At 41.8% G+C, this 25,574-nt stretch carries 16 protein-coding genes and 2 riboswitches (1 of these 18 only partly in view); of the genes, 15 read left to right on the forward strand and 1 reads right to left on the reverse strand.

Annotated features, from left to right (window positions below; translation table 11 throughout):
• Nucleotides 1-3 precede the first annotated feature (3 nt).
• Nucleotides 4-1,731 (forward strand): glycine betaine ABC transporter substrate-binding protein, encoded by a 1,728-nt coding sequence (locus AC0VX1_RS01990; protein ID WP_413024190.1) that lies wholly within the window; start codon nucleotides 4-6, stop codon nucleotides 1,729-1,731.
• An 81-nt stretch (nucleotides 1,732-1,812) separates the two neighbouring features.
• Here the strand turns inward: AC0VX1_RS01990 and AC0VX1_RS01995 are convergent, their stop codons facing one another.
• Nucleotides 1,813-1,995, reverse strand: a complete 183-nt coding sequence (locus AC0VX1_RS01995) for a hypothetical protein (RefSeq protein WP_413024191.1) — start codon at nucleotides 1,993-1,995, stop codon at nucleotides 1,813-1,815.
• Between the two features lie 310 nt (nucleotides 1,996-2,305).
• Here AC0VX1_RS01995 and AC0VX1_RS02000 point away from each other — a divergent pair, with 310 nt between their 5' ends.
• The 14 genes from AC0VX1_RS02000 to ptsG all read left to right on the forward strand — a co-directional run.
• Entirely contained in the window at nucleotides 2,306-3,220 is a 915-nt protein-coding gene (locus AC0VX1_RS02000; RefSeq protein ID WP_413024205.1) for a nucleoside hydrolase, read from the forward strand.
• A 541-nt stretch (nucleotides 3,221-3,761) separates the two neighbouring features.
• Nucleotides 3,762-4,052 (forward strand): WXG100 family type VII secretion target, encoded by a 291-nt coding sequence (locus AC0VX1_RS02005; protein WP_034306171.1) that lies wholly within the window; start codon nucleotides 3,762-3,764, stop codon nucleotides 4,050-4,052.
• A gap of 96 nt (nucleotides 4,053-4,148) precedes the next feature.
• Nucleotides 4,149-4,388, forward strand: coding sequence for an ESX secretion system protein YukD (gene yukD / locus AC0VX1_RS02010; protein ID WP_053537134.1), 240 nt, complete (start codon nucleotides 4,149-4,151; stop codon nucleotides 4,386-4,388).
• A 70-nt stretch (nucleotides 4,389-4,458) separates the two neighbouring features.
• The gene (gene essB / locus AC0VX1_RS02015; protein WP_475469688.1) at nucleotides 4,459-5,802 is read left to right on the forward strand and encodes a type VII secretion protein EssB; all 1,344 of its coding nucleotides are present in this window, start codon (nucleotides 4,459-4,461) and stop codon (nucleotides 5,800-5,802) included.
• 30 nt (nucleotides 5,803-5,832) lie between these two features.
• Nucleotides 5,833-10,314 (forward strand): type VII secretion protein EssC, encoded by a 4,482-nt coding sequence (gene essC, locus AC0VX1_RS02020; RefSeq protein ID WP_475469689.1) that lies wholly within the window; start codon nucleotides 5,833-5,835, stop codon nucleotides 10,312-10,314.
• Entirely contained in the window at nucleotides 10,307-13,234 is a 2,928-nt protein-coding gene (esaA, locus tag AC0VX1_RS02025) for a type VII secretion protein EsaA (protein ID WP_475469690.1), read from the forward strand. The genes essC and esaA overlap by 8 nt, the downstream gene beginning before the upstream one ends.
• Entirely contained in the window at nucleotides 13,221-13,703 is a 483-nt protein-coding gene (gene essA / locus AC0VX1_RS02030; protein WP_052137216.1) for a type VII secretion protein EssA, read from the forward strand. Before esaA ends, essA begins: the two co-directional genes overlap by 14 nt.
• A gap of 788 nt (nucleotides 13,704-14,491) precedes the next feature.
• Nucleotides 14,492-15,448 (forward strand): AAA family ATPase, encoded by a 957-nt coding sequence (locus AC0VX1_RS02035; RefSeq protein WP_057276062.1) that lies wholly within the window; start codon nucleotides 14,492-14,494, stop codon nucleotides 15,446-15,448.
• 32 nt (nucleotides 15,449-15,480) lie between these two features.
• Nucleotides 15,481-16,641 carry a DUF58 domain-containing protein gene (locus AC0VX1_RS02040; RefSeq protein WP_475469691.1) on the forward strand — a complete coding sequence of 387 codons (1,161 nt, stop codon included), beginning with the start codon at nucleotides 15,481-15,483 and terminating at the stop codon, nucleotides 16,639-16,641.
• On the forward strand, nucleotides 16,638-18,839 hold the full coding sequence (locus AC0VX1_RS02045; RefSeq protein ID WP_475469692.1) for a DUF4129 domain-containing transglutaminase family protein: 2,202 nt from the start codon (nucleotides 16,638-16,640) through the stop codon (nucleotides 18,837-18,839). The genes AC0VX1_RS02040 and AC0VX1_RS02045 overlap by 4 nt, the downstream gene beginning before the upstream one ends.
• Nucleotides 18,840-18,875: 36 nt before the next feature.
• A riboswitch (purine riboswitch) is annotated at nucleotides 18,876-18,977 on the forward strand.
• Between the two features lie 141 nt (nucleotides 18,978-19,118).
• Nucleotides 19,119-20,675, forward strand: a complete 1,557-nt coding sequence (gene guaA / locus AC0VX1_RS02050; protein ID WP_034306157.1) for a glutamine-hydrolyzing GMP synthase — start codon at nucleotides 19,119-19,121, stop codon at nucleotides 20,673-20,675.
• A gap of 225 nt (nucleotides 20,676-20,900) precedes the next feature.
• Nucleotides 20,901-21,002, forward strand: a riboswitch (purine riboswitch).
• A gap of 104 nt (nucleotides 21,003-21,106) precedes the next feature.
• Nucleotides 21,107-22,438 (forward strand): NCS2 family permease, encoded by a 1,332-nt coding sequence (locus tag AC0VX1_RS02055; RefSeq protein ID WP_034306155.1) that lies wholly within the window; start codon nucleotides 21,107-21,109, stop codon nucleotides 22,436-22,438.
• 153 nt (nucleotides 22,439-22,591) lie between these two features.
• The gene (glcT, locus tag AC0VX1_RS02060) at nucleotides 22,592-23,434 is read left to right on the forward strand and encodes a glucose PTS transporter transcription antiterminator GlcT (RefSeq protein ID WP_034306152.1); all 843 of its coding nucleotides are present in this window, start codon (nucleotides 22,592-22,594) and stop codon (nucleotides 23,432-23,434) included.
• Between the two features lie 213 nt (nucleotides 23,435-23,647).
• On the forward strand, nucleotides 23,648-25,574 hold the 5' portion of the coding sequence (gene ptsG / locus AC0VX1_RS02065) for a glucose-specific PTS transporter subunit IIBC (RefSeq protein ID WP_106028079.1). It continues 143 nt past the right edge of the window; only the first 1,927 of its 2,070 coding nucleotides appear in the window; the start codon lies at nucleotides 23,648-23,650; its stop codon lies beyond the right edge, outside the window.

Genomic DNA, 25,574 nt, shown 5'->3' on the forward strand with positions numbered 1-25,574 from the left:
TCAATGAATATGCCGAAAATCCCACTAGGGGCATGGGTCGATTCTTTAGTGGATTGGATTACCATTGTATTTGCTGGATTATTTACACTTATTACGAATGTGATCGAGGGACTACTGGATATCCTGGTCGATGTAATGAGTGCAGGACCTTCGATCATTTTAATCATCGTCCTGACCCTTCTGGTTACCTATACAAGCAAATGGACATTGGGATTATTTACATTAATCAGCTTACTATTAATTGATAATCTTGGTTATTGGGAATCAAGCATCCAAACACTGGCGATCGTTATTTTGTCAGGCTTCCTCACCATATTGATCGGGATACCAATCGGAATATGGTGTGCCCAAAATAAAACCGTGCGCAATATCGTTACCCCGATCTTGGATTTCATGCAAACGATGCCTGCCTTCGTTTATTTGATTCCTTCGATTTTATTCTTTGGAATAGGGGTAGTGCCTGGAATCATCGCGTCATTCATTTTCGCGATTGCACCGACAATCCGTATGACCAATCTTGGGATTCAGGAAGTGCCTAATGATTTGATCGAAGCATCGGATGCTTTTGGTTCAACCACCAGCCAAAAGTTATTCAAGGTACAAATACCGTTGGCTACTCCAACGATTATGGCAGGAGTCAACCAAAGCATCATGCTGGCACTATCCATGGTAGTTACAGCTTCATTGGTTGGAGCACCCGGACTTGGGGCGGATGTCTACAGGGCAGTCAGCCAAATTAATGTAGGGCAAGGATTTGAAGCAGGATTATCCATCGTAATCATTGCAATCATACTTGATCGTATCACGCAAAACCTTCGTAAACCAGCTTACGAGCATATTGTTAGCAGGAAAATCATTTTTACAATATTGGCCTTACTAGTTGTGGGTACTGCGCTATTCGGTACTTTTACAAAAGATACGGCTGTGAACGGGGATAAAAATAGTTTTGCTGCCAAAACCGATTATGAAATCATCGGAATTGAACCTGGAGCAGGATTGATGAAGTTGACTAAAACGGCTATAGATGATTATAAGCTGGATGATTGGAAGTTGGTTGAAGGGTCTTCTGCGGCAATGGTTGCTGAGTTGAAAAAAGCAATCGATAAAAAAGAACCAATCGTCGTTACAGGATGGTCACCGCATTGGATGTTCTCGAAATATGACTTGAAATATCTCGAAGATCCGAATGAATCCTTTGGCGGGGCTGAAAATATTAATTCGATTGCCAGAAAAGGACTTGAACAGGATGCACCCGGTGCATATAAAATCCTTGATCAATTCTTCTGGGATACTAAAGATATGGAAGATGTAATGGTCCAAGTTTCTGATGGGATGTCTCCTTCAGAAGCAGCAGAAAAATGGATAAAGGAAAATCAGGACAAAGTATCCAAATGGACCCAAGGTGCACAATCAGGAAATGGTGAAAAAATCAAACTGGTTTATGTTGCTTGGGACACTGAAATTGCCAGCACAAATGTGATTGGCAAGGTTCTGGAGCAGAATGGTTATGATGTAACATTAAGTCAAGTTGAAGTGGGACCAATGTTTGCCGGCGTTGCCAACGGAAGTGCGGACGCCATGGTGGCTGCATGGCTCCCGGGAACACATCTTGAATACTATAATAAGTATAAAGATGACATGGTTGACCTAGGACCAAACTTAAAAGGAACAAAGAATGGTCTGGTCGTACCGGATTACGTCGATATTGATTCAATTGAAGACTTAAAATAATAAGAAAAACGAGGGAATTTCAGAAATGAAATTCCCTCGTTTTTTAATTTGATGGGGTGCTGAGCTTTTAAATACTAAACATCAATGGATGGTAACGAATTTACTCCTCAATTCCTCTTCCGTTACTACGATCTTTCCTTTTAAATCTTCTGCCAGTAATACATAACTTTTCACGCCAATGAATTCAGAATGCGATATTAAAAAGAATTTTGTTCCTTTTTTATACGCAGATGGAACATCTTCAATCAACTTAAACATTTTCATCCTTTTTCCACCTTGGATATCATAAATTCGTAACGCATGTATTCATAACTAGTTCGTGGCACAACATCTTCTTTTCACTTTTTATATCATTGATATTTATGGACGGTCAACTATTTTTACTGGTAGATACAAGTACCGACTGTACTTGTCATTTGTTTGTGAATTATGAGTATTCCTAAATTTCAGTGGAACTGGGCTATTGTTGAATGTTAAAATTCAGTGGATAACAGTGTTTCTTTATACATAAGGAAGAGATAAGAGAAGCAATGATTTGATAAAGCAAAAAGTGATTTTGGAAGGTGTGGAAATATTGAAACCAATCATATTTGATGTAGATACGGGGATAGATGATGCCATGGCGATGGCATATGCTTTAAATTCCCCTGAATTGGAAGTGCTCGGATTCACCACTTGCTTTGGTAACGTGCCCGTTGTTGATTCGACCCGTAATACACTTGCCGTCTTGGAGAAATTAAATAGGCGCATACCGGTATATGAAGGTGCTGACCAAACTTTGGTGCGCGGAAGGAAGAAGCGGTATCCCAAGCATGTTCATGGGGAAGACGGGTTAGGAAATACCCTTCGGTTTAAACCAACCATCAAAGCATCACAAGGAAATGCAGCAGATTTCATTATCGATCAAGTGCAAAGCCGACCGCATGAAATTACGATCATTGCAGTTGGACCACTGACTAACATCGCATTGGCGATCAATAAAGCGCCGATGATCATGTCGCTTGTAAAAGAGGTCGTAATTATGGGCGGTGCCGTAAATGTACCAGGAAATGTAACCCCTTATGCTGAAGCGAACATAATATCAGATCCTGAAGCGGCACATCAGGTATTGACTTCAGGACTGCCGATCACCCTAGTGGGGCTTGATGTGACGCTGCAAACATACCTACTGAAATCGAAGCTTGATGATTGGCGTGCCACTGGTAAGGAAAGCGCCGAATTTTTAGCGGAAATAACCGATTATTATATGAAAGCATATGAAAACTCCCATCCAGGTTTGGGTGGCTGCGCCCTTCATGATCCACTTGCAGTCGGGGTTGCGATTGATTCAAGTTTTGTCAGGACAGAATGGATGAACGTCAAGGTGGTGACCGAGGGTGAAGAAGCAGGCAGGACAATCGGTCAAAAGGATGGCGAACCTAGAATCCGTGTCTGTACGAATGTGGAAAGTGAGCGGTTTTTGAAACACTTTTTGGAACGGGTTATATGATTAAGTAACGTAATTGAATCATGAATGTAACATGAAGGATATTCCAAAAAAATCATTGGCAAGAGCTGGCCTGTTTCTGTTGGATATATCGATTCTCGCTATATGACAAGGATACCTGTCAAAATAAAGTTGAAAGTAGCATGGTAAAAAAGGTCCTCCATTCATTATGTTTTGTAAATGGTTTATATTCAATCAATCATAAAAATTGCTTTTCAGACTTTAATCAAACGTTTGATTAATTTCGTAGAAAAGAAAGTCGAAAGTCACTAATATCATGGTGAAAACCATATTAATGGATAATGGTTCAGAAATATTGGGTATAAGGTACTTTTTTTACCATAAAAAAGTAAAATATTAAAAAATAATTAAAAAATGGGTTTAAAGGTTTGGGAAAACAGGTACATAGACTTTCATAATGCCATATTTAGGTTTTTTTGCATAATTATAATTTACCATTTTTCGACTTTGCGCTTATTTATATGGCAGAAAATGTATGGTTCCATTAAAATGTACTATATAAGATAAAAGGAGGGTTTTTTCTATGTCACAAATTCGCGTAACACCTTCGGAACTGAAAGATGTAGCTAGACAATATGATAATGAGAGCCAACAAGTAACTGATATGATTGGTCGTTTAGATAGAATGAGAGATCATTTAACTGGTATTTGGGAAGGTTCTTCCAGTGAGGCTTTCGTAGGTCAGTACGAAGAATTAAAGCCTTCATTCATGGATATGGCTCGCTTGTTGAATGAAGTTTCTCAACAATTGAATAAATCAGCTCAAATCCTTGAAGACACAGATAATCAGATTGCTAGTCAAATTCGCGGATAATCATTAGGTAAATGAGAAAAAGAATTTCTAGGAAAAAGCGCCGCGACTCTTTTTGAAGAATCGTGGTGCTTTTTTGCTTTAAAAGAGGTGGATTCCATATATATTCAACTAACGATCGATTTAAACAGGTATACAGGGGAAGTATTTGATTTGCAAGTGTCAAATTACCGCTCCATCAAGAAGGTTGTGGAGATAATATGGCAGGTAAAAGATATTGCCAGTGCACCTAAAGAAGGCTATTGGGTGCGGGTCCAGAATAAAGAGTTCGTATGTTCAGGTTATGAAACCCTGCTTGATAGCGGAATTACGACGGGGGACCGCCTTGAGATCCTCTAATGGATAGGTGTGGACTCTTTATAGGAAAAAAGTCTAAAGCCCTTTAGCAGGGGTAAAGGAGTTACATAAAATGGATGAGAAACCATATCTGGAGAAAAAAACAGAAGCTGCAATAATGAAGGATGATAAGGGGCATTCGTTCGTTTTCCAACGGGCAAAACTACCGATGCAGGACCCACTGGAATTACAGCTTATTCATGAAGCGGATGATGCTCTCCAGAAACATATAGAAGTGACAGAGGACGAGGTGAAGATCAGAGTAAATCCACCAGCCTCTTTTTTTGTTTTTTCCAAAGCTAAAGATAAAAATCCATTGAGTAAATGGTTATCGTCTTATCAGATCCAAAAGAAAATAAGGAATCATGAATTGAATCGCCTGCAACTAGTCGTTTGTCCGGAAAATATCGTTTTCGATTCAAGCTTTACCCCATATTTCCTGCATTATGGGGTAAAAGACAGTTTGCCTCCTTATGAGCATAATCAAGATGAGTTATTTAAAGAAACGAAGGCAACGATTTCGGCGCTTGTGGATGGGCAGCATACATTCGAAGAGTATCTGCTTTACCATAAAACACTGAAACTATCGAACGAATCACAAAGTATATTGTCATCAGGGACTTGGGATGAACTTTCCACGGTCATTCAAAACCGGATAGAAGCTTTAGAGAAGGAAGAAAAAGCATTTGTACATATTCCTGAAAAGAAATGGAAAACGGGCCGTTATACACTTTGGGGTACGGTGATCGTTCTAGTGCCACTGCTATTGTTTGCGATTTACACACTATTCTTCTCCCAACCTAAGCAGGATGCATATGTAGAAAGCGGTGAAAGCTTCTTAAAACAAAAATACAGTGAAGTCATTGACCGTTTGGAAAACTACGATCCGAAAAAGATGCCATATGTCGTTCAATATGAACTGGCGAAGTCCTACGTCACTTATGAACCGTTGGAGGGGGTAGCTAGGAAAAATGTGGAAAATGCAATCTCGTTGCAAACGGATAGTCAGTATCTCCTATATTGGATTTATATAGGCAGGGGCATGAGCGAGGAAGCGATCGATTTGGCGAGAATCATGGAGGATCGCGAATTGATTATGTACGGGCTGGTAAACCAGAAAGAACAGATTAAGTTGGACGATAGCCTATCTGGGGAAGAAAAGGAAACGCAAATTAAAGAAGTCGATACCGAGCTATCCCAATATGAAAAGGAAAAAAAGGAATTGGATAAGCAAATGGAGGAACAGCAAGATCAGAACCCTGCTGCAACAGACTCGAATATAGAGGATAAAGGCGCAGAGGAAGCAAAACCTGCTGTAAAAGAAGAAGCGGAAAATGAACCTGCTTCTGGGGGAAAAGAAGAAAGTAAGGATTCCTCCAAAAAATTAACTGAAGAAAAAGAGAAAAGCAAAGAGTGAGCAATGGGCCTTTTGCGGAGGTGAGATTTAATGAGTTTATTATGGATTTATTCTAGTGGGACCTACCAATCCTTTACGATCAAGGATAATCATAACGGTCCAATTTCGATTGGGCCATCAAAACAGGATACGATCACCGTTTATTCCATTCCTTTTGAACAAGGTCCTATCAAGCTGAAAAAAAATGAGGGACTTGATGAATATGAGGTGTTTAGAGAGGACAAGAAGCTTGGCGATGTAAAGCCATTCCATAGCTTCACCTTTCAAGAAGGAGAAGAAACGGTCGAGATTTTTTATACGTCAGGGGAATTGGAAGAAAGCCTCTATTATATAGGCAACTTGAAAGAAATCACTTTATCGGCCAAGGAGGGAGCGACTATCCGTAAAGAAGGACCCGTTTCCGGCAATGACTTTTCCCTTGTGCTGCATAAAGGGCAGTGGCACCTTATGCCAGTGGGAAATAGCAGGATATTCCTGAACGGTGAAAGGGTAACGAAGCCTGTTCCCATTCAAAATGGTGATCTGGTTTGCTGGCCGCATATGGTGCTGAGGTTGATTGAAGGCGACTTATTGATGATTCATAGCGCCGAGAGCTATGAAACATCTTTAGCTAAAATGAAGAAGCCAATCTCTGAAATGAAAAAAAACTATCCACAGTATCGCCGGACACCAAGGATGATCTACGAATTGCCGGATGAGAAAGTGACGATTTCTTTTCCGAGCCAAGAGGCGGAAGATAATAATAGAGGGTTATGGTTAATCCTTATGCCGCCTTTAATGATGCTGATCGTCATGGGGGTCATCACGGTCATTCAGCCGCGGGGCATTTTCATCATCATATCGATTGTGATGTTCACGACGACTTTAGTTACCTCGACGGTACAATACTTTAAAGACAAAAAGAAGCAAAAATTCAGAGAAGAAAAACGCCAACGTGTATATACCAGGTATCTAGAGCAGAAGAGGGAAGAACTGCAAGAGCTGTCTGAAAAACAAAAGAATGTGCTGTTCTATCATTACCCCTCCTTTGAAAGGATGAAGCTTCTAACTGATAGTATTAGCGATCGTATATGGGAACGAACTCTGGAAAGTGAAGATGCCCTGCACTTTAAAATCGGAACGGCGACCATACCCTCAAGTTATCAAGTGTCGGTAAATAGCAGCGATATGTCCAATCGGGATATAGATGATTTACTTGAGCAGTCGCAGGAACTTGTGGATGTATACAAAAACCTGGAAGATCTTCCGTTATCGATCGATTTATCAAGCGGATCGATGGGCCTGGTCGGAAAGGAATCGATTGTTAAACGAGAGCTGCAGCAATTGATTGGGCAACTGGCCTTTTTTCATAGTTATCATGATGTTCGATTTGTCGCCATCTTTCCGGAAAAGGATTATCAGGAATGGGAATGGATGAAATGGCTCCCTCATTTTCAATTGCCGCATGCCTACGCAAAAGGATTTATATATAATGAGCAATCACGTGACCAGCTCCTGACCTCGATTTATCAGCTATTGAGGGAAAGAGATTTGGATGAGAACAAAGGGAAAGTGCGATTCACTCCCCACTTTGTCTTTATTGTCACGGATCGTAATTTAATAGCTGAACATGTCATATTGGAATATTTAGAAGGTAAAACGGACGATTTAGGTATCTCGACGATTTTTGCAGCGGATGCAAAAGAAAGTTTGACGGAAAATGTCCATACGCTTGTGAAGTACATCAATGATTTTGAGGGTGAGATTCTCATCCAGCAAACGAAGGCCGTTCATACTCCATTTAAACTTGATGCACATTCAAAAGAAGGAAATGAGCGTTATGCACGTACGCTCCGTTCATTAGACCATCAAAAAGGCATGAACAACTCCATACCAGAAACGGTTTCATTCCTTGAATTATTGAAAGCTCGTGAAGTGGAAGAGCTGCCTATCAGCCAAAACTGGCGGACCAATCAGTCTTCCAAATCCTTGGCAGTTCCGATTGGATTGAAAGGGAAAACGGATAGGGTTGAATTGAACTTGCATGAAAAGGCGCATGGCCCCCATGGATTGGTTGCCGGAACGACAGGATCGGGGAAAAGTGAATTACTGCAAACCTACATCCTATCATTAGCCGTTCATTATCATCCGCATGAAGTTGCCTTTTTGCTTATAGATTATAAAGGCGGGGGAATGGCACAGCCATTCAGGCAGATTCCGCATCTGCTGGGAGTCATTACGAATATTGAGGGCAGCAAGAACTTCAGTGCCAGGGCACTAGCATCCATCAATAGTGAATTGAAGAAGCGCCAGCGCATGTTTGATCGATACGAAGTCAATCATATCAACGATTACACGGACTTATACAAAGAAGGCAAAGCGGATGAACCGTTACCGCACCTATTTTTGATATCAGATGAGTTTGCGGAACTTAAAAATGAAGAACCCGATTTCATCCGCGAATTAGTTAGTACGGCGCGAATTGGACGAAGCTTGGGAGTTCATTTAATTCTTGCTACACAAAAGCCGGGCGGTGTAATTGATAACCAGATTTGGAGCAATGCCCGTTTTAAAATTTCCTTGAAAGTGCAGGATGCCAGTGATAGTAAGGAAATTCTTAAAAATAGCGATGCAGCAAATATTACTGTCACTGGACGGGGATATTTGCAGGTTGGAAATAACGAGGTTTATGAATTGTTCCAGTCTGCATGGAGCGGTGCCCCATATTTAGAGGATACGGTTGGATCTGAGGATGAAGTGGCACTTGTCACAGACCTCGGTCTTGTTCAAATCTCAAATGTATCGGAACAGGTCACTAATAAGAGGAAAGAAAAGATTAGTGAAATTGAAGCCGTGGCGGATCGAATTGTGGCGATACAGGAAGAAATGGAGATTAAGAAGTTGGCAAGCCCATGGCTGCCGCCTCTTTCAGATCGTTTATCAAGAAACCCTGAAAGAAGCCTGACGATGAATCAATTCCACCTGGGAATGAAGGATGAGCCCGAATTGCAAAGCCAGACCAATTATGTCTATAACTGGATTGATGATGGGAATATAGGGATTTTTGGTTCTTCCGGGTACGGCAAGTCAACCACCGTTTTGACACTTCTCTTTAATTTTGCAGATCAATTAAGTCCTGAAGAACTGCATTATTATATTTTCGACTTCGGGAATAGCGCTTTACTCCCAATGCGCCAGCTGCCTCATACTGGGGAATACTTTAGGTTTGATGAATTAAGGAAAATCGAAAAATTCATGTTATTCATGAAGGCGGAAATGGAAAGGCGTAAAGAGCTTTTTTCAGAAAAGGAGCTTAGTAACATAAAGCTTTATAATGCATTGGTGGAAGATAAATTGCCGATTATTTATATCGTGGTCGACAATTTTGACATAGTGAAGGATGAGATGCAGGATCAGGAAGCCCAATTCGTTCAGTTTGCACGTGATGGACAATCACTTGGAATCTTCATGATTTTAACGGCAACGAGAATCAATGCGATTCGCCAGCCGTTAATGAATAGCCTTAAGACGAAGGTCGTCCATTACTTAATGGACAGTTCGGAAAAATATTCAGTTTTGGGGAGAACCCCTTATGAAAATGAACCTGTTCCTGGCAGGGCGTTGGTGAAAAAGGACCAAACCTATCTCACCCAGATTTACTTACCAGCCGATGGAGCGGATGATATAGCCGTTTTGGAAGAAATGAAACAAGCTGTGGCAGAACATAAGGTTAAATATAAGGAAATGGACAAACCGCCGGCGATTCGGATGTTACCGGCACGTCTTGATTCCAGCAGCTTCAAGAGTTACTGCTCACAAACCATTAAGAAGGATGCCATTCCAATCGGGCTTTCAGAGGAAAGCGTTACACCTGTATTCGTGGAGTTGAATGCCAATCCATTCCTGCTTGTCGTAGGACAGTCACGTAAAGGGAAAACGAATGTCCTTAAAGTGCTGCTGGAAACGTTGCTTACACAGGCGGTCGGCGAAATTGGATTGTTTGACGGAGTGGATCGCGGCCTATCTTCTTATGCTTTTGAGGAGAAGGTGAGCTATGTGGAAACAAAAGAGCGGATAACCGAATGGCTTGATCATATCACTGGAATATTTGAAGAACGTGAGCGAAGTTATCTTGCGGCATTGGAATTGAAACCGATGAAGCAACTGGAATTCCCACCGGTCATATTTGTCATAGATAGCATTTCAAGGATCCAGCAAACGATAGACGGCAGGATTCAGGATAGGATCAGCAGTTTGATGAAACAATACAGCCATCTCGGGTTTAGTCTGATTGTCGCTGGAAATGCCAACGACTTCACGAAGGGGTATGATTCGTTGACAACCGAACTGAAACAAGTCAGACAGGCTGTTTTGCTTCTTAAAAAATCGGACCAAAGCTTGTACACCCTCTCCTATTCCAGAAAAGAAGAAGAAATACAGCCGGGTTACGGATACTTTGTGCTGAATGGCCAGGAGAGTAAAATCCAAATTCCGCTAAGTGAAGAAAGAAGGAGAGTGCAAGAAAGTGTCTGAAAAAATAAAACCGATGCTGTTAATCGGTAAAATACTGGTGATCTTAGCGCTGCCAATCTTGTTTTTTTCTTATATTGGCCAAAATCCAATGAAAATGACAGAAACGGCTTCTCGTGAAATCGCCATTGTTAATGAAGATAATGGGACAGAATTTAACAATAACCCTATTTACATGGGCTCAGAGCTTGTTACTACACTGGACAAGGATTCTGAATATGAGTGGTTTGTGGTAAATAGAAGTACGGCGGAAAGTGGACTTGCAAATGAAAAGTACGATGCAGTCATATATTTCCCATCCGATTTTTCAGAGAATATTTATACGTTCGATGATGAACAGCCTGTCAAGGCGGGGATAAAGTACAAGGTACAACCCAGTTTGAATGCAGAGAACATGGAAAAGGTACAAAAGGAATTAGAGAAAACAAAGAGCAAAATGAATAAGCATATTTCAACACAGTATTGGAGCTATGTTTCCCAATCGGTCGAGGACATCCGTAAGAAGTTCGATAATGTCCTTGCTAAAGAAATCGCTTTTCAAAACACGATGTATGAGTTCTATACTCCAAGCTCGGAAAGTCTTGCAGGCGAAATCAAGCAGCATAAGGACATGCTTGAAGGAGTTTTTGCCGAGACGAAAGATGCTGGCAAAACAAGTACTGAAACAATGGATGAAATAGGGAACACGAAGACTCAAATGGCTTCATTTGTGAAAGATGTTGTTTCTTTTGAGGAATATCAAAAAGCTCAAAGTATCCTTTTTGAGAAGGCCTCTGCGCAAAATCAGCAGCTTGTCATGGAGAGTGTGCAGTCATACGACAAGGTGCTGAATGAGGGGAATCAATCTATACCAGAGATTCAGCAAGGGATGAATACGAAATACAGCCTTAATGATCAAGGCATTAGAGAAAATGTTGGAATCATGCAGCAGAAACTTGATTCCAGCAGTAATGAATTGGAACAATTTTCAACAAGCATGAAAGACAAACAAGTAGAACAAATTACGAAAATCACCCAAGATCAACAAAGCTCGATTGAACAATTGAAACAATCGGAAGAGGCGGGTCTTGATAACCTTCAGTCAACCCTGCTTATGCAAAGAGGAAATCTTGCAAGCAGCTCTGGTGATGGGGAGGATATAGGTGAAGGAACGACGCCTATAGATGATATTGAAACGGAAACGGGAAAAGGTGAATCAGCTGCTGCACCTGACAAGAAGGACCCGATTGATGAACTGTCTCTCCAGGTACTGCTGGATCAAATCAATGGGATCAACACGGCACTTGAAAGTTTGGTGCCGGCAGAAGGAAGTGAAGGAGCTGCTGAACAAGTCAACACTCTCACAGCGGAACTCCAAACGGAAATCAATAATCTCAGCGGAACGGTAAGCGGCAGAACGGGGAATTATAACCAAGTGATAATGGAGTTTAATACACTGGTAGATTCATATAATGACCTGCTGGCGCAGTTTACTGAATTACAAGCTGATTATAATGAACTCGGCACGAATTATAAGGATTTAGGTGACCAATGGAAAAAGTCACAGGAAGATATTCAAAAATTACAGGACATCCAGAGTATGACAATCGAAGAGGCCATCACAGAAATCAAGACTCTCGAACAGTCACTTCTAGAAAAAGTGGGGGGTGAAAGGCGAGCGGTGCTTGTGAAGGCCTTCGAGAATCCTATCACCAATCGGGATTCAACTACCCTCCTTGCCTATTACGGTTCACTCTCATCTTATGGTGAATTGGCTGAAAGAGTCACCGAAGCAAATGTAGATAAGATATTTGCAGCCAATATAAAAGAATTGGAAAACTTGAAAAATGGGGTTTCCGGAAATGTAGATGAAGAAGCGAAACTCGTTAAAGCCAGTTTAGCAGGAGTCAATGAGAACTTCGGGATGTTCTCGGAATCCATTATGGGGTATATGAAAGAATATGATGCTAACGTCGAAACGGGGCAGAAAGCCACTTTAGCTGAATTGGCGGCAATTACAGGCAAGGCTCAAGAAGTTTCTGCCAATTTGTTGGATGATATGGAAGTTCCTGAGATGGAGGCAGAACCGCCCGTTAACCTTGATGGAGAAATGTTTGTATCACTTCAAGACAATACGGCAACAACTGTCGGCTTCATTTCCGAGCTTGTCAATTCTGTAGCGGAAAGACAGGAAACGGTCACGAAGGATACAGCAGACCTGCAAGCGAAAGTGGGGTCCGTACAGGAAAGGGCCGATCAGCTTAATGATAATTGGTCCCAAAATGTAGACTCAACAGAAAAAATCAAGACGGACGTATATAGCGTCTTGAACAACACTCTAGTCGATGATCAGGAGAACGGGTATGTGTACGAATATTTAGCGAATCCCGTACAAATCAGCGGGGAAGTCCTTCAACAGGAAAAGGTTAATATCCCACCGATCGTCATGTTGGTGATCATACTCATTTCTGGGATATTGATCGGTTTCTTCCTGCATCATTATGAAGCCATTCCAATGATGGTCCATGCGGCCTTGTTTACCTTATTGAATCTGATCGTAGGTTTAATCATCAGCATGTATGGCTTGAAGATCTATCCACTGGGAGATATGCAGGAGATTAAATGGACCGTCTTCACCGTCCTGCTTCTATTCTTCTGTTCAGCGTTTACCAGACTTGCCTTCTCGATTGGGCCGTTTGTCGGTGCTATCCTGGTGATTGGTTTGATCAGTTTCTTTACCATTCCATTATTGGATTTAATCATGCCTAATTTCAATATAGACCACCCTGTTGCGGACGTATACATGTCCATTCAATTCGGTAATCAGTCGGCATTCATTCCGGCTAGTATCATCTTGATTGTACTGACGCTTATCGCAACGGTCATTCCATATATAGTGAAGCGTCTTGCAGAAAGAAGAGCAATGGCCCATGAAGTGGAATAAATACGTAATGCCTGTCTTGCTCATCCTGTTTTTTAGCCATGCACCTCATGGTGGGGCGGAAGAGGAACCGATGGTGGAGCCCAATGAATATCAAGAAAACGATATTGATATTCAAACGGAGTATTTTCATGAAGAAGGATTGTTGGAACAGAAGCGGAAACTGCCTGAAGAACAAAAGGACCTCACTTTTGAAAGAGGGAAATATGATGCCATTGACTCGGTGAAGGACTCACTGTTTCAGTCTCCTGTAATGGAGAATCAAAATAATACCATCGCTTCAAAATCAGAACAGCTTGGATTATTCTCGGAGGTCCGCATTCCAACGAGAAACGAAGAAGAAACAGAGCCTTCGCTTAATTTTGACCTGACGATATTGCTCGGCATCGTTTTGGCACTTTTGGTCGTTTGTTTGTTTTTTATCCTTATCCCGAAAATGGGGAAGCTGAATGGAGAGGTTAAACGAAAATGAAAACAGCCCGATTCCCCTCAGGAATCGGGCTGTTTTCACTACATATCCATAACGGTTTTAATAAGCCCTAAAAGAAGGGCGGCTGCGAAGATCAAAATGAAGAATTTTTTATACATGATCAGTACCTCTAATATCTTAGGAGTGGATTGCATTCATTTTAGCATAAACAAGAAAAAAAGAAGTTTACTAAGAATATACAGATCGGAAGGGCGTGGCTTCATTGCCCTGATGACAGGAGCGTGAAATTATGAAAAGGTGGACGATTTATTGGAATTCGCCTGCCGTTTATTTATGGCTTGTACAATTTGGACGTTGATCTCCGCTTCAGGCACTCGCTTTCCGCGGGCGGTCCGCCCTCGGCTTGCGCCTGCGGGGTCTTCCTAAACGCGCTTTTCCCGGCTCAATTCTATTAACTGCCAAAATTGGAATTCCGAAACCCTTTTGTCTACAAACTGCGATGTGCCGATTTATTGGCGCTTCCTATCGTTTATTGAACAAGTCAGGATGAACAGTCTGCGAGTTCAACAGCTTCCCTAATCCTTGATCCATGGCGTGACAGGACGTTTTCATTAAACAAATGGACGTCATCATTGGTATATTCACTTAGTAAACAGTTAACCCTGCCTTTTTCAGTAAGCCACTATAATATTTTTAGAACAAATTCGTTTATGGTTTTCCGGTTATCTAGTAAACTTACAATGTAAGGTTCAATTGGGTCTTAATGTAAAATGCGTGATATAGAGAAGACATGAAATAATAGTGATAATGTGAATCCCGGGAGGTAGAGAATGATTTATAAGCAGGTCAATCAAAAACTGGAAATGGTTCTAGGGAATATCGAAAAGGTGATTATCGGAAAACGGGATATAGCAGAACTAAGCATCGTAGCACTCCTTTCCGGAGGACATGTCTTATTGGAGGATGTTCCGGGTGTGGGAAAGACAGTCATGGTAAGGGCATTGGCAAAATCAATAGGTGCAAGCTTCAAGCGAATTCAATTCACGCCAGATTTACTTCCTTCGGATGTTACTGGCGTTTCGATCTTCAATCCTAAGGAACAAGAATTCATCTTTAGGCCAGGTCCGATAATGGGCCATATTATTTTAGCCGATGAAATAAACCGGACCTCGCCGAAGACCCAGTCTGCATTGCTTGAAGCGATGGAAGAGGCAAGTGTGACGATTGATGGTGTCACAAGAGGATTGGAGAAGCCCTTTTTCGTAATGGCTACACAAAATCCAATCGAGTACGAGGGAACATATCCGCTGCCGGAGGCTCAATTGGATAGATTCCTATTAAAAATGAAAATGGGCTATCCAGGTATGGAAGAAGAGATAGAGGTTCTTCATAGGGCTCAATACACGGCACCGCTAGAGGAATTGGAATCCGTCATCACCTTGGATGAATTGATAGAATTACAGGCTGAGGTAAAAGCGGTGATAGTGGATGACACAATAAAACGATACATTGTTGAATTGGCGAATCAAACACGTTCACATGAAGGGGTCTACTTAGGGGTGAGCCCTCGTGGATCGATAGCATTGATGAAGGCAGCCCAGGCTTACGCGCTGATCCAGGGCAGGGACTATGTCCTGCCTGACGATGTTCAATATTTAGTGCCATTCGTATTTTCCCATCGGCTTATTTTGAAGCCGGAAGCGAATTATGAGGGCTTCGATGCTGGAATGGTGATACATGAAATTGTCGCGACAACAAAAGTGCCTGTGAAGCGGGCTGTAACCTAATGCGAAGATTCATCAACATTCTAAGGGGAAATATGAGTGTGATCGGACTTGCATTACTCATGACCGTTTCCTTTTGCTATGCAATGTTTCAAGGCGGTTTTGTCAGTTGGTTCATTTTTTATTCATTTTTGCCGTTTTCTGTGTACGCTTTGATCCTGCTGTTTTATCCGCTGCATGATTTTACCGTTGAGAGAAAGGTCAATAAAAGGGAATGCCAGGCTGGTGAATCCGTTGAGATAGCATTGACATTTACGCGTAAAAACCGGCTCCCCCTATTATTTATGGTGGTAGAGGAGGAATTGCCTCAGGAGATGGAAGATAGGGGACTACAAAGGAAAATAATTATCTTTCCGGGATTCAAGCGTACCTTCAGCATGTCATATACCTTGGAAAACTTGCAGCGGGGAGAGCATTCGTTTCAATCGATCCGCTTTTGGATTGGGGACTTTATCGGGCTGGTCGAAAAAGAAGCGATATATAGTTCACCTTTGAAAATAACCGTTTTTCCTCGTTATCACGAGCTTGCCTACAGTGATCTTGATCGAGTGTTCAATCAGGGGGCAGTGGTCTCAACAAAGAAAACACAACGGGAACATTCAGTGGTCTCCGGTGTAAGGGAATATCAGCCAGGCGATCAATTGTCTTGGATTAACTGGAAGGCGACTGCCAGGACGAGTGAAATCATGACGAAGGAATTCGAGGTGCAGAAAAACCGGGATGTATTCATCATGCTTGATGAAAAGCCGTCGGATTTATTCGAAGAATCCATTGAAATGGCGGCTTCCCTTGCCCAAGCCATATTAAAGAAGGGCATGGAAGTTGGGTATGTGAGTAGGGGCTCGAGGTTAATCGTACCGGCAGCTGCAGGCAACAAACAGAAACGAAAGATTTTTTACCAGCTTGCTAAGGAAAAGCCGGGTGTTGTAAACGCATTGAACGAAAATTTCAGGAAGGGAATTCTTCCGGCAAACGCTGCTGTGATATTCATCGTTTCAGACTTAACCTTAGAAAAGGTGGACATATTGAGTGCTTTCCGGCCTAATCAGGGATTGATGTTATGCGTGAAGAAACAGGAAGATCTTACTGATGAAGAAAGGCTGTCAAGCTCTGCGGCTGTTTCGAGGGGGATAAAGGTTAGCTTTTTTGAACATGGCCAACTAAAGTTTGGCAGATCGGAGGTGATGGCGAAATGAATGTCACTACCGAAAAATTGGAAAAGTTCATGCACGTCCTCATGTATGTATTTGGTCTGTTGTTGATTACAGAATGGTTGAGGCCTGTCGATAGACTCACAGATACAGGTAATCTCATCATTTTTATCTTATTTTTGCTCTACTCCCTGCTGCTGCATTATTTCCGCATACATTGGTCGATCCGATTTATTCTCATTAGTGCATATATAATGATTTCATTACAGTTCCTCCATTCAAAAGAGGCTTTATACCAATTGTCATGGCTGAAAGGGTTTCTAGCGGATTTTAAGGGCAATCTTGGTTTTATATATGATGGAAATTGGGAGTTGATCACAAATCCATTTCGAACGTTTCTATTTTTTATCCTTCTTTGGCTTGTGACATATTTGATCCATTACTGGGTGATGGTGAGGCAAAGCATCTTTTTCTTTTTTATGTTAACGGTGATTTTTATATCTGTACTCGACACATTCACTCCTTATGCGGGGGATAGTGCAATGATAAGAATCATCATCATCGGGTTTTTGATGCTCGGCTTGCTTTCCCTGCTGCGGCTAACGATACAGGAGAGGATTAATTTTCCGATGGCTTCCATCAATAAGTGGATCTTGATGCTGACCGGCATGATATTGGTAAGTGTCCTTGTCGGTTTCGCCGCCCCAAAGCTCTCCCCGCAGTGGACGGACCCGGTGCCTTATATTACTTCCTATTCTGATAAAGCTGTGAAAGAAGACGGTGATTCGAAGCGTAAAGGTGTCGGATATGATGAAGACGATTCGGATCTTGGCGGTTCGATAGAGCCGGATAGTTCCATCGTTTTTTATAATAATGCTCCTGCAGGACATTACTGGAAAGTCGAGAACAAGAATATTTATACCGGTAAAGGGTGGGTTACCATACCGGAAACGGAATTTCACACTTTTTCCAACGGGCAGGATATGGCAACGTTAGATATTTACGACGTTCCTGAATTGGTGAGGACTGAAGAAATGACCGCAAAAGTATCCATGACGGAATCATATTCACATATCCTTCATCCGCAGTCCGGGTATGTAAAAAAGATCGAGGGCAAAAACGGGCAGGATTTCAAATATTATCAGGAGATGGACAAATTTATTTCCGAACAGGGTAATGGCGAACGACTTTCCATGAATGAGTATGAACTGGTTTATGATATGCCAAGTTTTGATATAGCTGAGTTAAGGAAGGTGACGGAACCCGACGATTCCATGGATTTATTAATGGAAAAAAACACTCAGCTTCCAGAGGGATTGCCAAACCGGATATTTGAATTGGCCTCCCGGCTTACAAGCAATAAAACGAATTGGTACGATAAAGCAAAAGCCATTGAGGATTATTTTGACGGAGTTGAATTCATTTATTCCAAGGACGATATTCCGTATCCAGAGAGCAATCAAGATTATGTCGATCAATTTTTATTCGAGACACAGATAGGGTATTGCGATAATTTTTCAACTGCCATGGTCGTATTACTAAGGGCCGCCAATATACCTGCAAGATGGGTAAAGGGCTATACCGAAGGGGAAAAATCAATCCTTGATGGCGAATCCGTTTATAAGGTGACCAATAATAATGCACATTCCTGGGTCGAGGTTTATTTTTCAGGGATAGGCTGGATTCCCTTCGAGCCGACAAAGGGTTTCAATGGGGAAGTTGAATTTTACGATTCGGAATTGAAACAGGAAGCAATCAAGAACCCTGAAGAAACCCCGACTAATGATGAGCAAACAAAGAAAGAGGCCAGGGAACGCCAGGATACACCAGATAGGGAAACTCAATCCTCCGTGAAAACGGGTTTTGGGAACATGGTAGGGTTCTTAAAATGGTCTGCAATCACATTATCAGGTGGATTGATTTTTGCTTCTATCGGTTATTTCCTCAGAAGGAAGTGGATTCCTCTTCTGCAGATTCTTCGTTATAGAAAGAAAACCGATGCTCATTTCTCGACAGCTTATTTAATATTATTGAAACAATTAAAACGGGCTGGTATAGTTCGGCCGGAGGGGCAAACCTTAAGGGAGTACGCCGCCTATGTGGATGCAGTGTACGCTACAGATGAGATGAGTGAATTGACGGCTGGATACGAGTTAATGATATATCGTGGAGACGCGGAAGATGGGGAATGGAAACACTTTCAAAAGGGTTGGGAAAGCTTAATGAGAAAAACTAGCTCTTGACCAGGTTTTTATTATATTGATACAATAACAAAAACTAACTTAAACTAATATATCCTTCATATATCCTCGATAATATGGATCGAAAGTTTCTACCGAATCACCGTAAATGATTTGACTATGAAGGCGGATTTTAACAGGAAAGCTGAAAATCTGCCTTCGTCTGTACTTTTTCTGTATTTTTGAGGGTGGGTTTTTAGTTTTTCTTTTTTTATGATAATATTTTTTATAAGAATTATCACTCGATTTTATGAGTGAATTACATTGATAGAGGTGACGTTTGTGCCGGGGAAAACAGAATTGCAAAAAAACCAGGAAATGATCGTAGTACTTGATTTCGGAAGCCAATATAATCAATTGATCACTCGTCGTATCCGTGAATTTGGTGTGTACAGTGAGCTTCATCCTCATACAATTACTGTAGAAGAAATTGAGAAAATGAACCCGACGGGAATCATCTTCTCAGGGGGCCCGAACAGTGTTTATGATGCAAATGCATTTGGTTGTGATGAACGCATATTCGAAATGGGTCTTCCGATTTTCGGTATTTGTTATGGCATGCAGCTTATGACCAAACATTTTGGCGGTAAGGTGGAACCAGCGAAGAACCGTGAATACGGAAAAGCGACACTTGCCATCCAAAACGAGTCGAAGTTATTCAGCGACCTGCCAAAAGAACAAATCGTCTGGATGAGCCATGGTGATTTAGTGGTGGAAACGCCTGAAGGTTTCCAAATTGACGGGACGAATCCGTCTTGCCCAATTTCGGCTATGAGTGACGAGTCACGTAAATTGTATGCCGTGCAATTCCATCCAGAAGTCCGTCATTCCGTATACGGTAATGACATTCTGAAAAATTTCGTATTCGGCGTTTGTGGCTGTAAAGGTGACTGGTCAATGGAGAACTTCATTGAAATCGAGATGGAGAAAATCCGCCAAACGGTCGGAGATAAAAAAGTGTTATGCGCATTGAGCGGTGGGGTGGATTCATCCGTTGTTGCTGTATTGATCCATAAAGCGATTGGCGATCAGCTGACATGTATTTTCGTTGATCATGGATTACTTCGTAAAGGGGAAGCCGAAGGTGTAATGGAAACATTCAGGGAAGGTTTCAATATGAACGTAATCAAGGTCGATGCAAAAGAACGTTTCCTATCGAAGCTTGCTGGCGTTTCAGATCCGGAACAAAAACGGAAAATCATCGGTAACGAGTTCATCTACGTATTCGATGACGAAGCAACGAAGCTCGAAGGAATTGATTTCCTTGCACAGGGTACACTTTACACAGACATTATTGAAAGTGGTACGGCCACTGCACAAACAATTAAATCGCATCACAATGTTGGCGGTCTGCCGGAAGATATGCAATTTAAATTGATTGAGCCTTTGAACACTCTATTCAAGGATGAAGTGCGTGCACTTGGAAGTGAAATGGGCATTCCGGACGAAATCGTTTGGCGTCAACCATTCCCTGGTCCAGGTTTAGGTATTCGTGTATTAGGCGAAATTTCAGATGAAAAACTTGAAATCGTTCGTGAGTCTGACCATATTTTACGTGAAGAAATTAGAAAAAATGGTTTGGAACGCGAAATTTGGCAGTACTTTACGGTGCTTCCTAACATTCGTAGCGTAGGGGTAATGGGCGATGCACGTACGTATGACTATACAATTGGAATCCGTGCGGTTACGTCCATTGACGGAATGACATCCGATTGGGCAAGAATCCCATGGGATGTACTTGAAATCATCTCAACGAGAATCGTTAATGAAGTAAACCATGTAAACCGCGTCGTTTATGACATTACGTCTAAGCCGCCTGCAACGATCGAGTGGGAATAGTAGATTGAAACCATCCAATCAGTGAAGGAATTAACCTTCACTGATTTTTTTTGTTGAAATAGTATTTGAATATGTAGATTACTTACATTTTACGTATGTTGGCGAAGATATAGCCATGATAATTAAGGAATAAATAGCGAAACGCGAACATTGCCTAAAATTACATAAAAAATATTCGTTTGGTATATTGACGATTATTTTAGTGACTGATACACTATACCTATAATAATAAAAAAACATAATTGTCGTATAATATTGGGGATATGGCCCAAAAGTTTCTACCAAGCTGCCGTGAACGGCTTGACTACGATGTGGAAGGATTGGCGTGTATAAATAAACCGCCACTTCTTTACATGACCGCAGTCAAGCCCCGTTCATAAACGAATGGGGCATTTTCTGTTGGCACGATTTTATGATGGGGGAGACTCATAATGAAAAATTATTTTCGGTTTAACGAGCTGGGAACTAATTATCGCCGTGAAATACTTGGTGGACTAACTACTTTCCTTTCAATGGCATATATCCTGGTTGTAAACCCTGTAATGCTGACTTTACAAAGCATCGAGGACTATCCGGATGAATTAAGAATGGACTACGGAGCGGTTTTTGCCGCAACCGCATTGTCAGCCGCAATCGGCTCGATATTAATGGGACTCATAGCCAGATATCCAATCTCGCTCGCGCCGGGTATGGGGTTGAATGCTTTCTTCGCTTTTACCGTTGTGCTTGGCTTTGGAATTCCTTGGCAGACGGCTTTAACAGGAGTATTGATTTCAGGTATTATCTTCGTTTTACTTTCCCTATCGGGAATACGTGAAAAAATCATTAATGCAATTCCAGTCGAATTGAAATACGCAGTTGGAGCCGGTATCGGTTTATTCATTACTTTTGTAGGGTTTCAGAATGCTGGTATCATCACGAATGATGACAGCGTTCTTGTCGGACTGGGCGATTTGACATCAGGAAATACTTTATTGGCTGTGTTTGGAATTGTCGTAACCGTCATTTTGATGACGAGAGGCGTCAAAAGCGGCGTGTTCATAGGAATGGTCATTACAGCCATTGCAGGAATGATCTTTGGACAAGTTCCGGTGCCGGACAAAATAATCGGTGCCGTTCCTAGCATAGCGCCTACATTCGGGGTTGCGTTCGATGCCTTTGGAAATCCCGGTGATCTCTTCACTGGTCAAATGTTAATCGTGATACTGACCTTCTTGTTCGTAGCATTCTTTGATACAGCCGGTACGCTGGTGGCTGTCGCACAACAAGCTGGATTGATGAAGGATAATGTTCTTCCTAGAGTGGGTAAAGGGTTGCTTGCTGATTCATTATCCATCGTTTCAGGTGCAATTCTTGGTACATCCACCACGACATCTTATGTAGAGTCCACATCGGGTGTTGCCGCTGGTGCACGAAGTGGATTTGCGGCTGTAGTGACAGGGTTGCTGTTTGTCCTATCCCTTTTCTTCTTCCCGCTTCTATCAGTGGTGACATCTGCTGTGACTGCGCCGGCATTGGTTATAGTCGGAGTATTAATGGCATCATCACTTAAAAATATTGACTGGCAAAAGTTCGAAATTGCGGTTCCGGCCTTCTTTACGGTCATCATGATGCCTATGACATATTCAATTGCGACAGGTATCGCTTGCGGATTCATCTTCTATCCAATCACTATGTCGATGAAAGGAAGAGCAAAAGAGGTTCATCCGATCATGTGGGGGCTTGGAGTCGTCTTCCTGCTATATTTCATTTTCTTGAAGTAATAATGCAAGTAAGTAAGGAGAGTCCTGATTTCGGGGCTCTTCTTTCATGTTGTAAGAGAAAGCTCATATCGTGTATAGTAAAAGTACTAAGTACTAAGTACTTTATCCTGTATGGGGCATAGGGATGACTTTGAGAAAAAAAGAGGGAGAAAAATGAATGGTTTTATCGTTGAAAAGGTTTTGAACAATAATGTGGTGATTGCCACGCATCCGTCGTATGGAGAAGTCGTTACTATTGGAAAGGGCTTAGGCTTCAACCGAAAGAAAGGCGAAGAGTTGAGTCCGGAACTAGCGGAGAAAACATTTGTCCTGAAAAATGTTAAGGAACAGGAAAGTTACAAAAAACTCTTGCCGCAAATCGATCAAAATCTTCAAGCAGCCATTATAGAATCCATTCATCTCATTAATGACCGGGTTACTGGAAAGTTAAATGAACATATACATGTCGGTTTAACAGATCATTTATTGTTCGCCCTTCAGCGTGTTTCACAAGGAATGACTATCAAAAACCCATTCTTGAAAGAAACGATAACCCTTTATCCTTTTGAACATGATATTGCTGTCGATGTAGTAGAATTAATTCAAGATAAGACAGGCATAGGCCTGCCCCAAGGGGAAATCGGTTTTATTACGCTTCATATTCATAGCGCAATATCAAATAAAGACTTATCGGAAGTCAATCAGCATTCGCAGTTAATCTATCACCTTATCCAAGTTGTTGAAGAACAGCTCAATGTGAAAATTAATAAGGATAGCATAGACTATTCACGTTTGGTCCGTCATTTAAGATTCATGATAGACAGGGTGCTTGCTGGGGAAAAAGTAGAGGAACCTGAAAAAATAGCAATGCTATTGAAAGAAGAATATCCTTTGTGTTACAATATCTCTTGGAAGCTAATAAAAATTATGCAGCAGAAATTAGGCAAACCGGTTTGTGATGCGGAAGCTGTCTATCTAACGATGCATATCCAACGATTACAAAAGAAAATTAAATAAACATACATTAACTTACGTGTTACTGATTCGATCAGGCATAAGTGAGGAGAATGATTGTTATGAAAGAGGGTATTATATACCTGAATTTTCATTTCAATCCTATCTTTGCTTATGCCTTTTTTGTATTTGAATTCTGATGCGTGGGAAGATGAATACCATCGTAAATGTAACCGTTTTATTAGCATGGAAAAACAGTAAAGAGGAGGAAAACCTATGTTTAAGAAGTTGTTTGGTGTTTTGCAAAAAATCGGTAAAGCTTTGATGCTTCCTGTAGCCATTTTACCAGCGGCCGGAATTTTGCTTGCGTTTGGTAATGCATTGCAAAACGAAACTTTATTGGATATCGCCCCGTTTCTTGCGAGTGGCGGAGTGGAAATGGTCGCATCGGTAATGGAGAATGCCGGAAATATTATTTTTGGGAATCTTCCCTTGTTGTTTGCTGTGGGGGTCGCAATTGGGTTAGCTGGTGGAGATGGTGTTGCCGGCCTTGCGGCGATTATCGGTTTCTTGATTATGAATGTAACGATGGGAACTGTTCTTGGCATTGACGCTGCCGACATTGAGAACAATAGTGCGGTGTATACCAATGTTCTGGGAATCCCGACGTTGGGAACAGGTGTGTTCGGCGGTATTATCGTCGGTGTCATGGCTGCTGTTATGTATAATAAGTTTTATGAAATTGAACTGCCTTCTTATTTAGGATTCTTTGCAGGTAAACGTTTTGTACCCATTGTAACAGCTGCAAGCGCAGTTATTCTTGGGTTGCTGATGATTTTGATTTGGCCGACGATTCAATCGGGGTTAAATTCATTTTCCGAAAATATGTTGGGTGCTAACCTGACACTTGGAGCTTTCGTGTTTGGGGTTGTAGAACGTGCGCTGATTCCTTTTGGATTGCACCATATCTTCTATTCTCCATTCTGGTTTGAATTTGGCAGCTATATCCCTCAAGGTGGGGGAACGCCAGTCAGAGGAGACCAGGCCATCTTCATGGCACAAATTAAAGATGGCGTACAGAATTTAACGGCCGGTACCTTCATGACTGGTAAATATCCATTCATGATGTTCGGGTTACCAGCTGCAGCTTTGGCCATTTATCATGAAGCAAGACCGGAAAGAAAGAAAATAGTCGGGGGATTGATGGCTTCTGCAGCACTTACATCATTCTTGACCGGGATTACTGAGCCACTTGAATTTGCATTCTTATTTGTTGCACCGGTACTTTTCGGGATTCACTGTCTGTTTGCCGGTCTATCATTCATGACCATGCATTTACTGGACGTGAAAATCGGGATGACGTTCTCGGGTGGTTTGATCGATTACGTACTGTTTGGTTTAATCAATCCGCAAACCAATGCATGGATTGTTATTCCGGTTGGTTTAGTCCTTGCGGTTATCTATTACTTTGGATTCCGATTTGCGATAAGGAAGTTTAACCTTAAAACTCCTGGTCGTGAAGTGGATGAGGATGAGGAAGCGGAAGGATCTGCAAGTACAGCTGGAAGTCTTCCAGGGGATATTTTGGATGCCATGGGCGGAAAAGAAAATATTTCTCACTTGGATGCTTGCATTACCCGTCTTCGTGTATCGGTCAATGACATCGGTAACGTTGATAAAAATAGGCTGAAGAAACTTGGTGCCGCTGGAGTTCTGGAAGTGGGCAATAACATCCAGGCTATCTTCGGACCTCGTTCAGAAACGATCAAGGGGCAAATGAAAGATATCATTGATGGAAAAAGGCCTCGTAAAGTAGAAACGTCTCCTGAAGTAGGTGTGGAAAAGCAAATCGAGGATGTCGTCCCGAAACCTTTACGGACGGATGAAGTTTCCGAGCGCTTTGTTTCTCCTATTAAAGGGGAATTAAAACCGATCACGGAAGTGCCTGATGCAGTTTTTGCTGAAAAAATGATGGGCGATGGATTTGCAATTGTACCCGAGGAAGGGTTGGTTGTTTCTCCTGTGGACGGTACGATCGTTAATTTATTCCCGACTAAACATGCAATAGGTATCGTTTCCGAAGCTGGACGTGAAATCTTGATTCATGTCGGGATCGATACAGTTAAGTTGGAAGGCAAAGGTTTCGAAGCACTTGTCGCTCAAGGAGATAAAGTGACAAGCGGGCAGCCATTGCTTAAAGTTG

It is taken from the genome of Peribacillus sp. QJM3NY_7, assembly GCF_056173225.1.

Excerpts from the sequence above, each read along its gene's own strand:
- essA (WP_052137216.1), top strand. The coding sequence starts at position 13,221 with ATGAAGTGGAATAAATACGTAATGCCTGTCTTGCTCATCCTGTTTTTT.
- glcT (WP_034306152.1), top strand. The coding sequence starts at position 22,592 with ATGAATGGTTTTATCGTTGAAAAGGTTTTGAACAATAATGTGGTGATT.
- AC0VX1_RS02045 (WP_475469692.1), top strand. The coding sequence starts at position 16,638 with ATGAATGTCACTACCGAAAAATTGGAAAAGTTCATGCACGTCCTCATG.
- AC0VX1_RS01995 (WP_413024191.1), bottom strand. The coding sequence starts at position 1,995 with ATGAAAATGTTTAAGTTGATTGAAGATGTTCCATCTGCGTATAAAAAA.
- essB (WP_475469688.1), top strand. The coding sequence starts at position 4,459 with ATGGATGAGAAACCATATCTGGAGAAAAAAACAGAAGCTGCAATAATG.
- AC0VX1_RS01990 (WP_413024190.1), top strand. The coding sequence starts at position 4 with ATGAATATGCCGAAAATCCCACTAGGGGCATGGGTCGATTCTTTAGTG.
- essC (WP_475469689.1), top strand. The coding sequence starts at position 5,833 with ATGAGTTTATTATGGATTTATTCTAGTGGGACCTACCAATCCTTTACG.
- AC0VX1_RS02040 (WP_475469691.1), top strand. The coding sequence starts at position 15,481 with ATGAGTGTGATCGGACTTGCATTACTCATGACCGTTTCCTTTTGCTAT.
- AC0VX1_RS02055 (WP_034306155.1), top strand. The coding sequence starts at position 21,107 with ATGAAAAATTATTTTCGGTTTAACGAGCTGGGAACTAATTATCGCCGT.
- AC0VX1_RS02035 (WP_057276062.1), top strand. The coding sequence starts at position 14,492 with ATGATTTATAAGCAGGTCAATCAAAAACTGGAAATGGTTCTAGGGAAT.
- AC0VX1_RS02005 (WP_034306171.1), top strand. The coding sequence starts at position 3,762 with ATGTCACAAATTCGCGTAACACCTTCGGAACTGAAAGATGTAGCTAGA.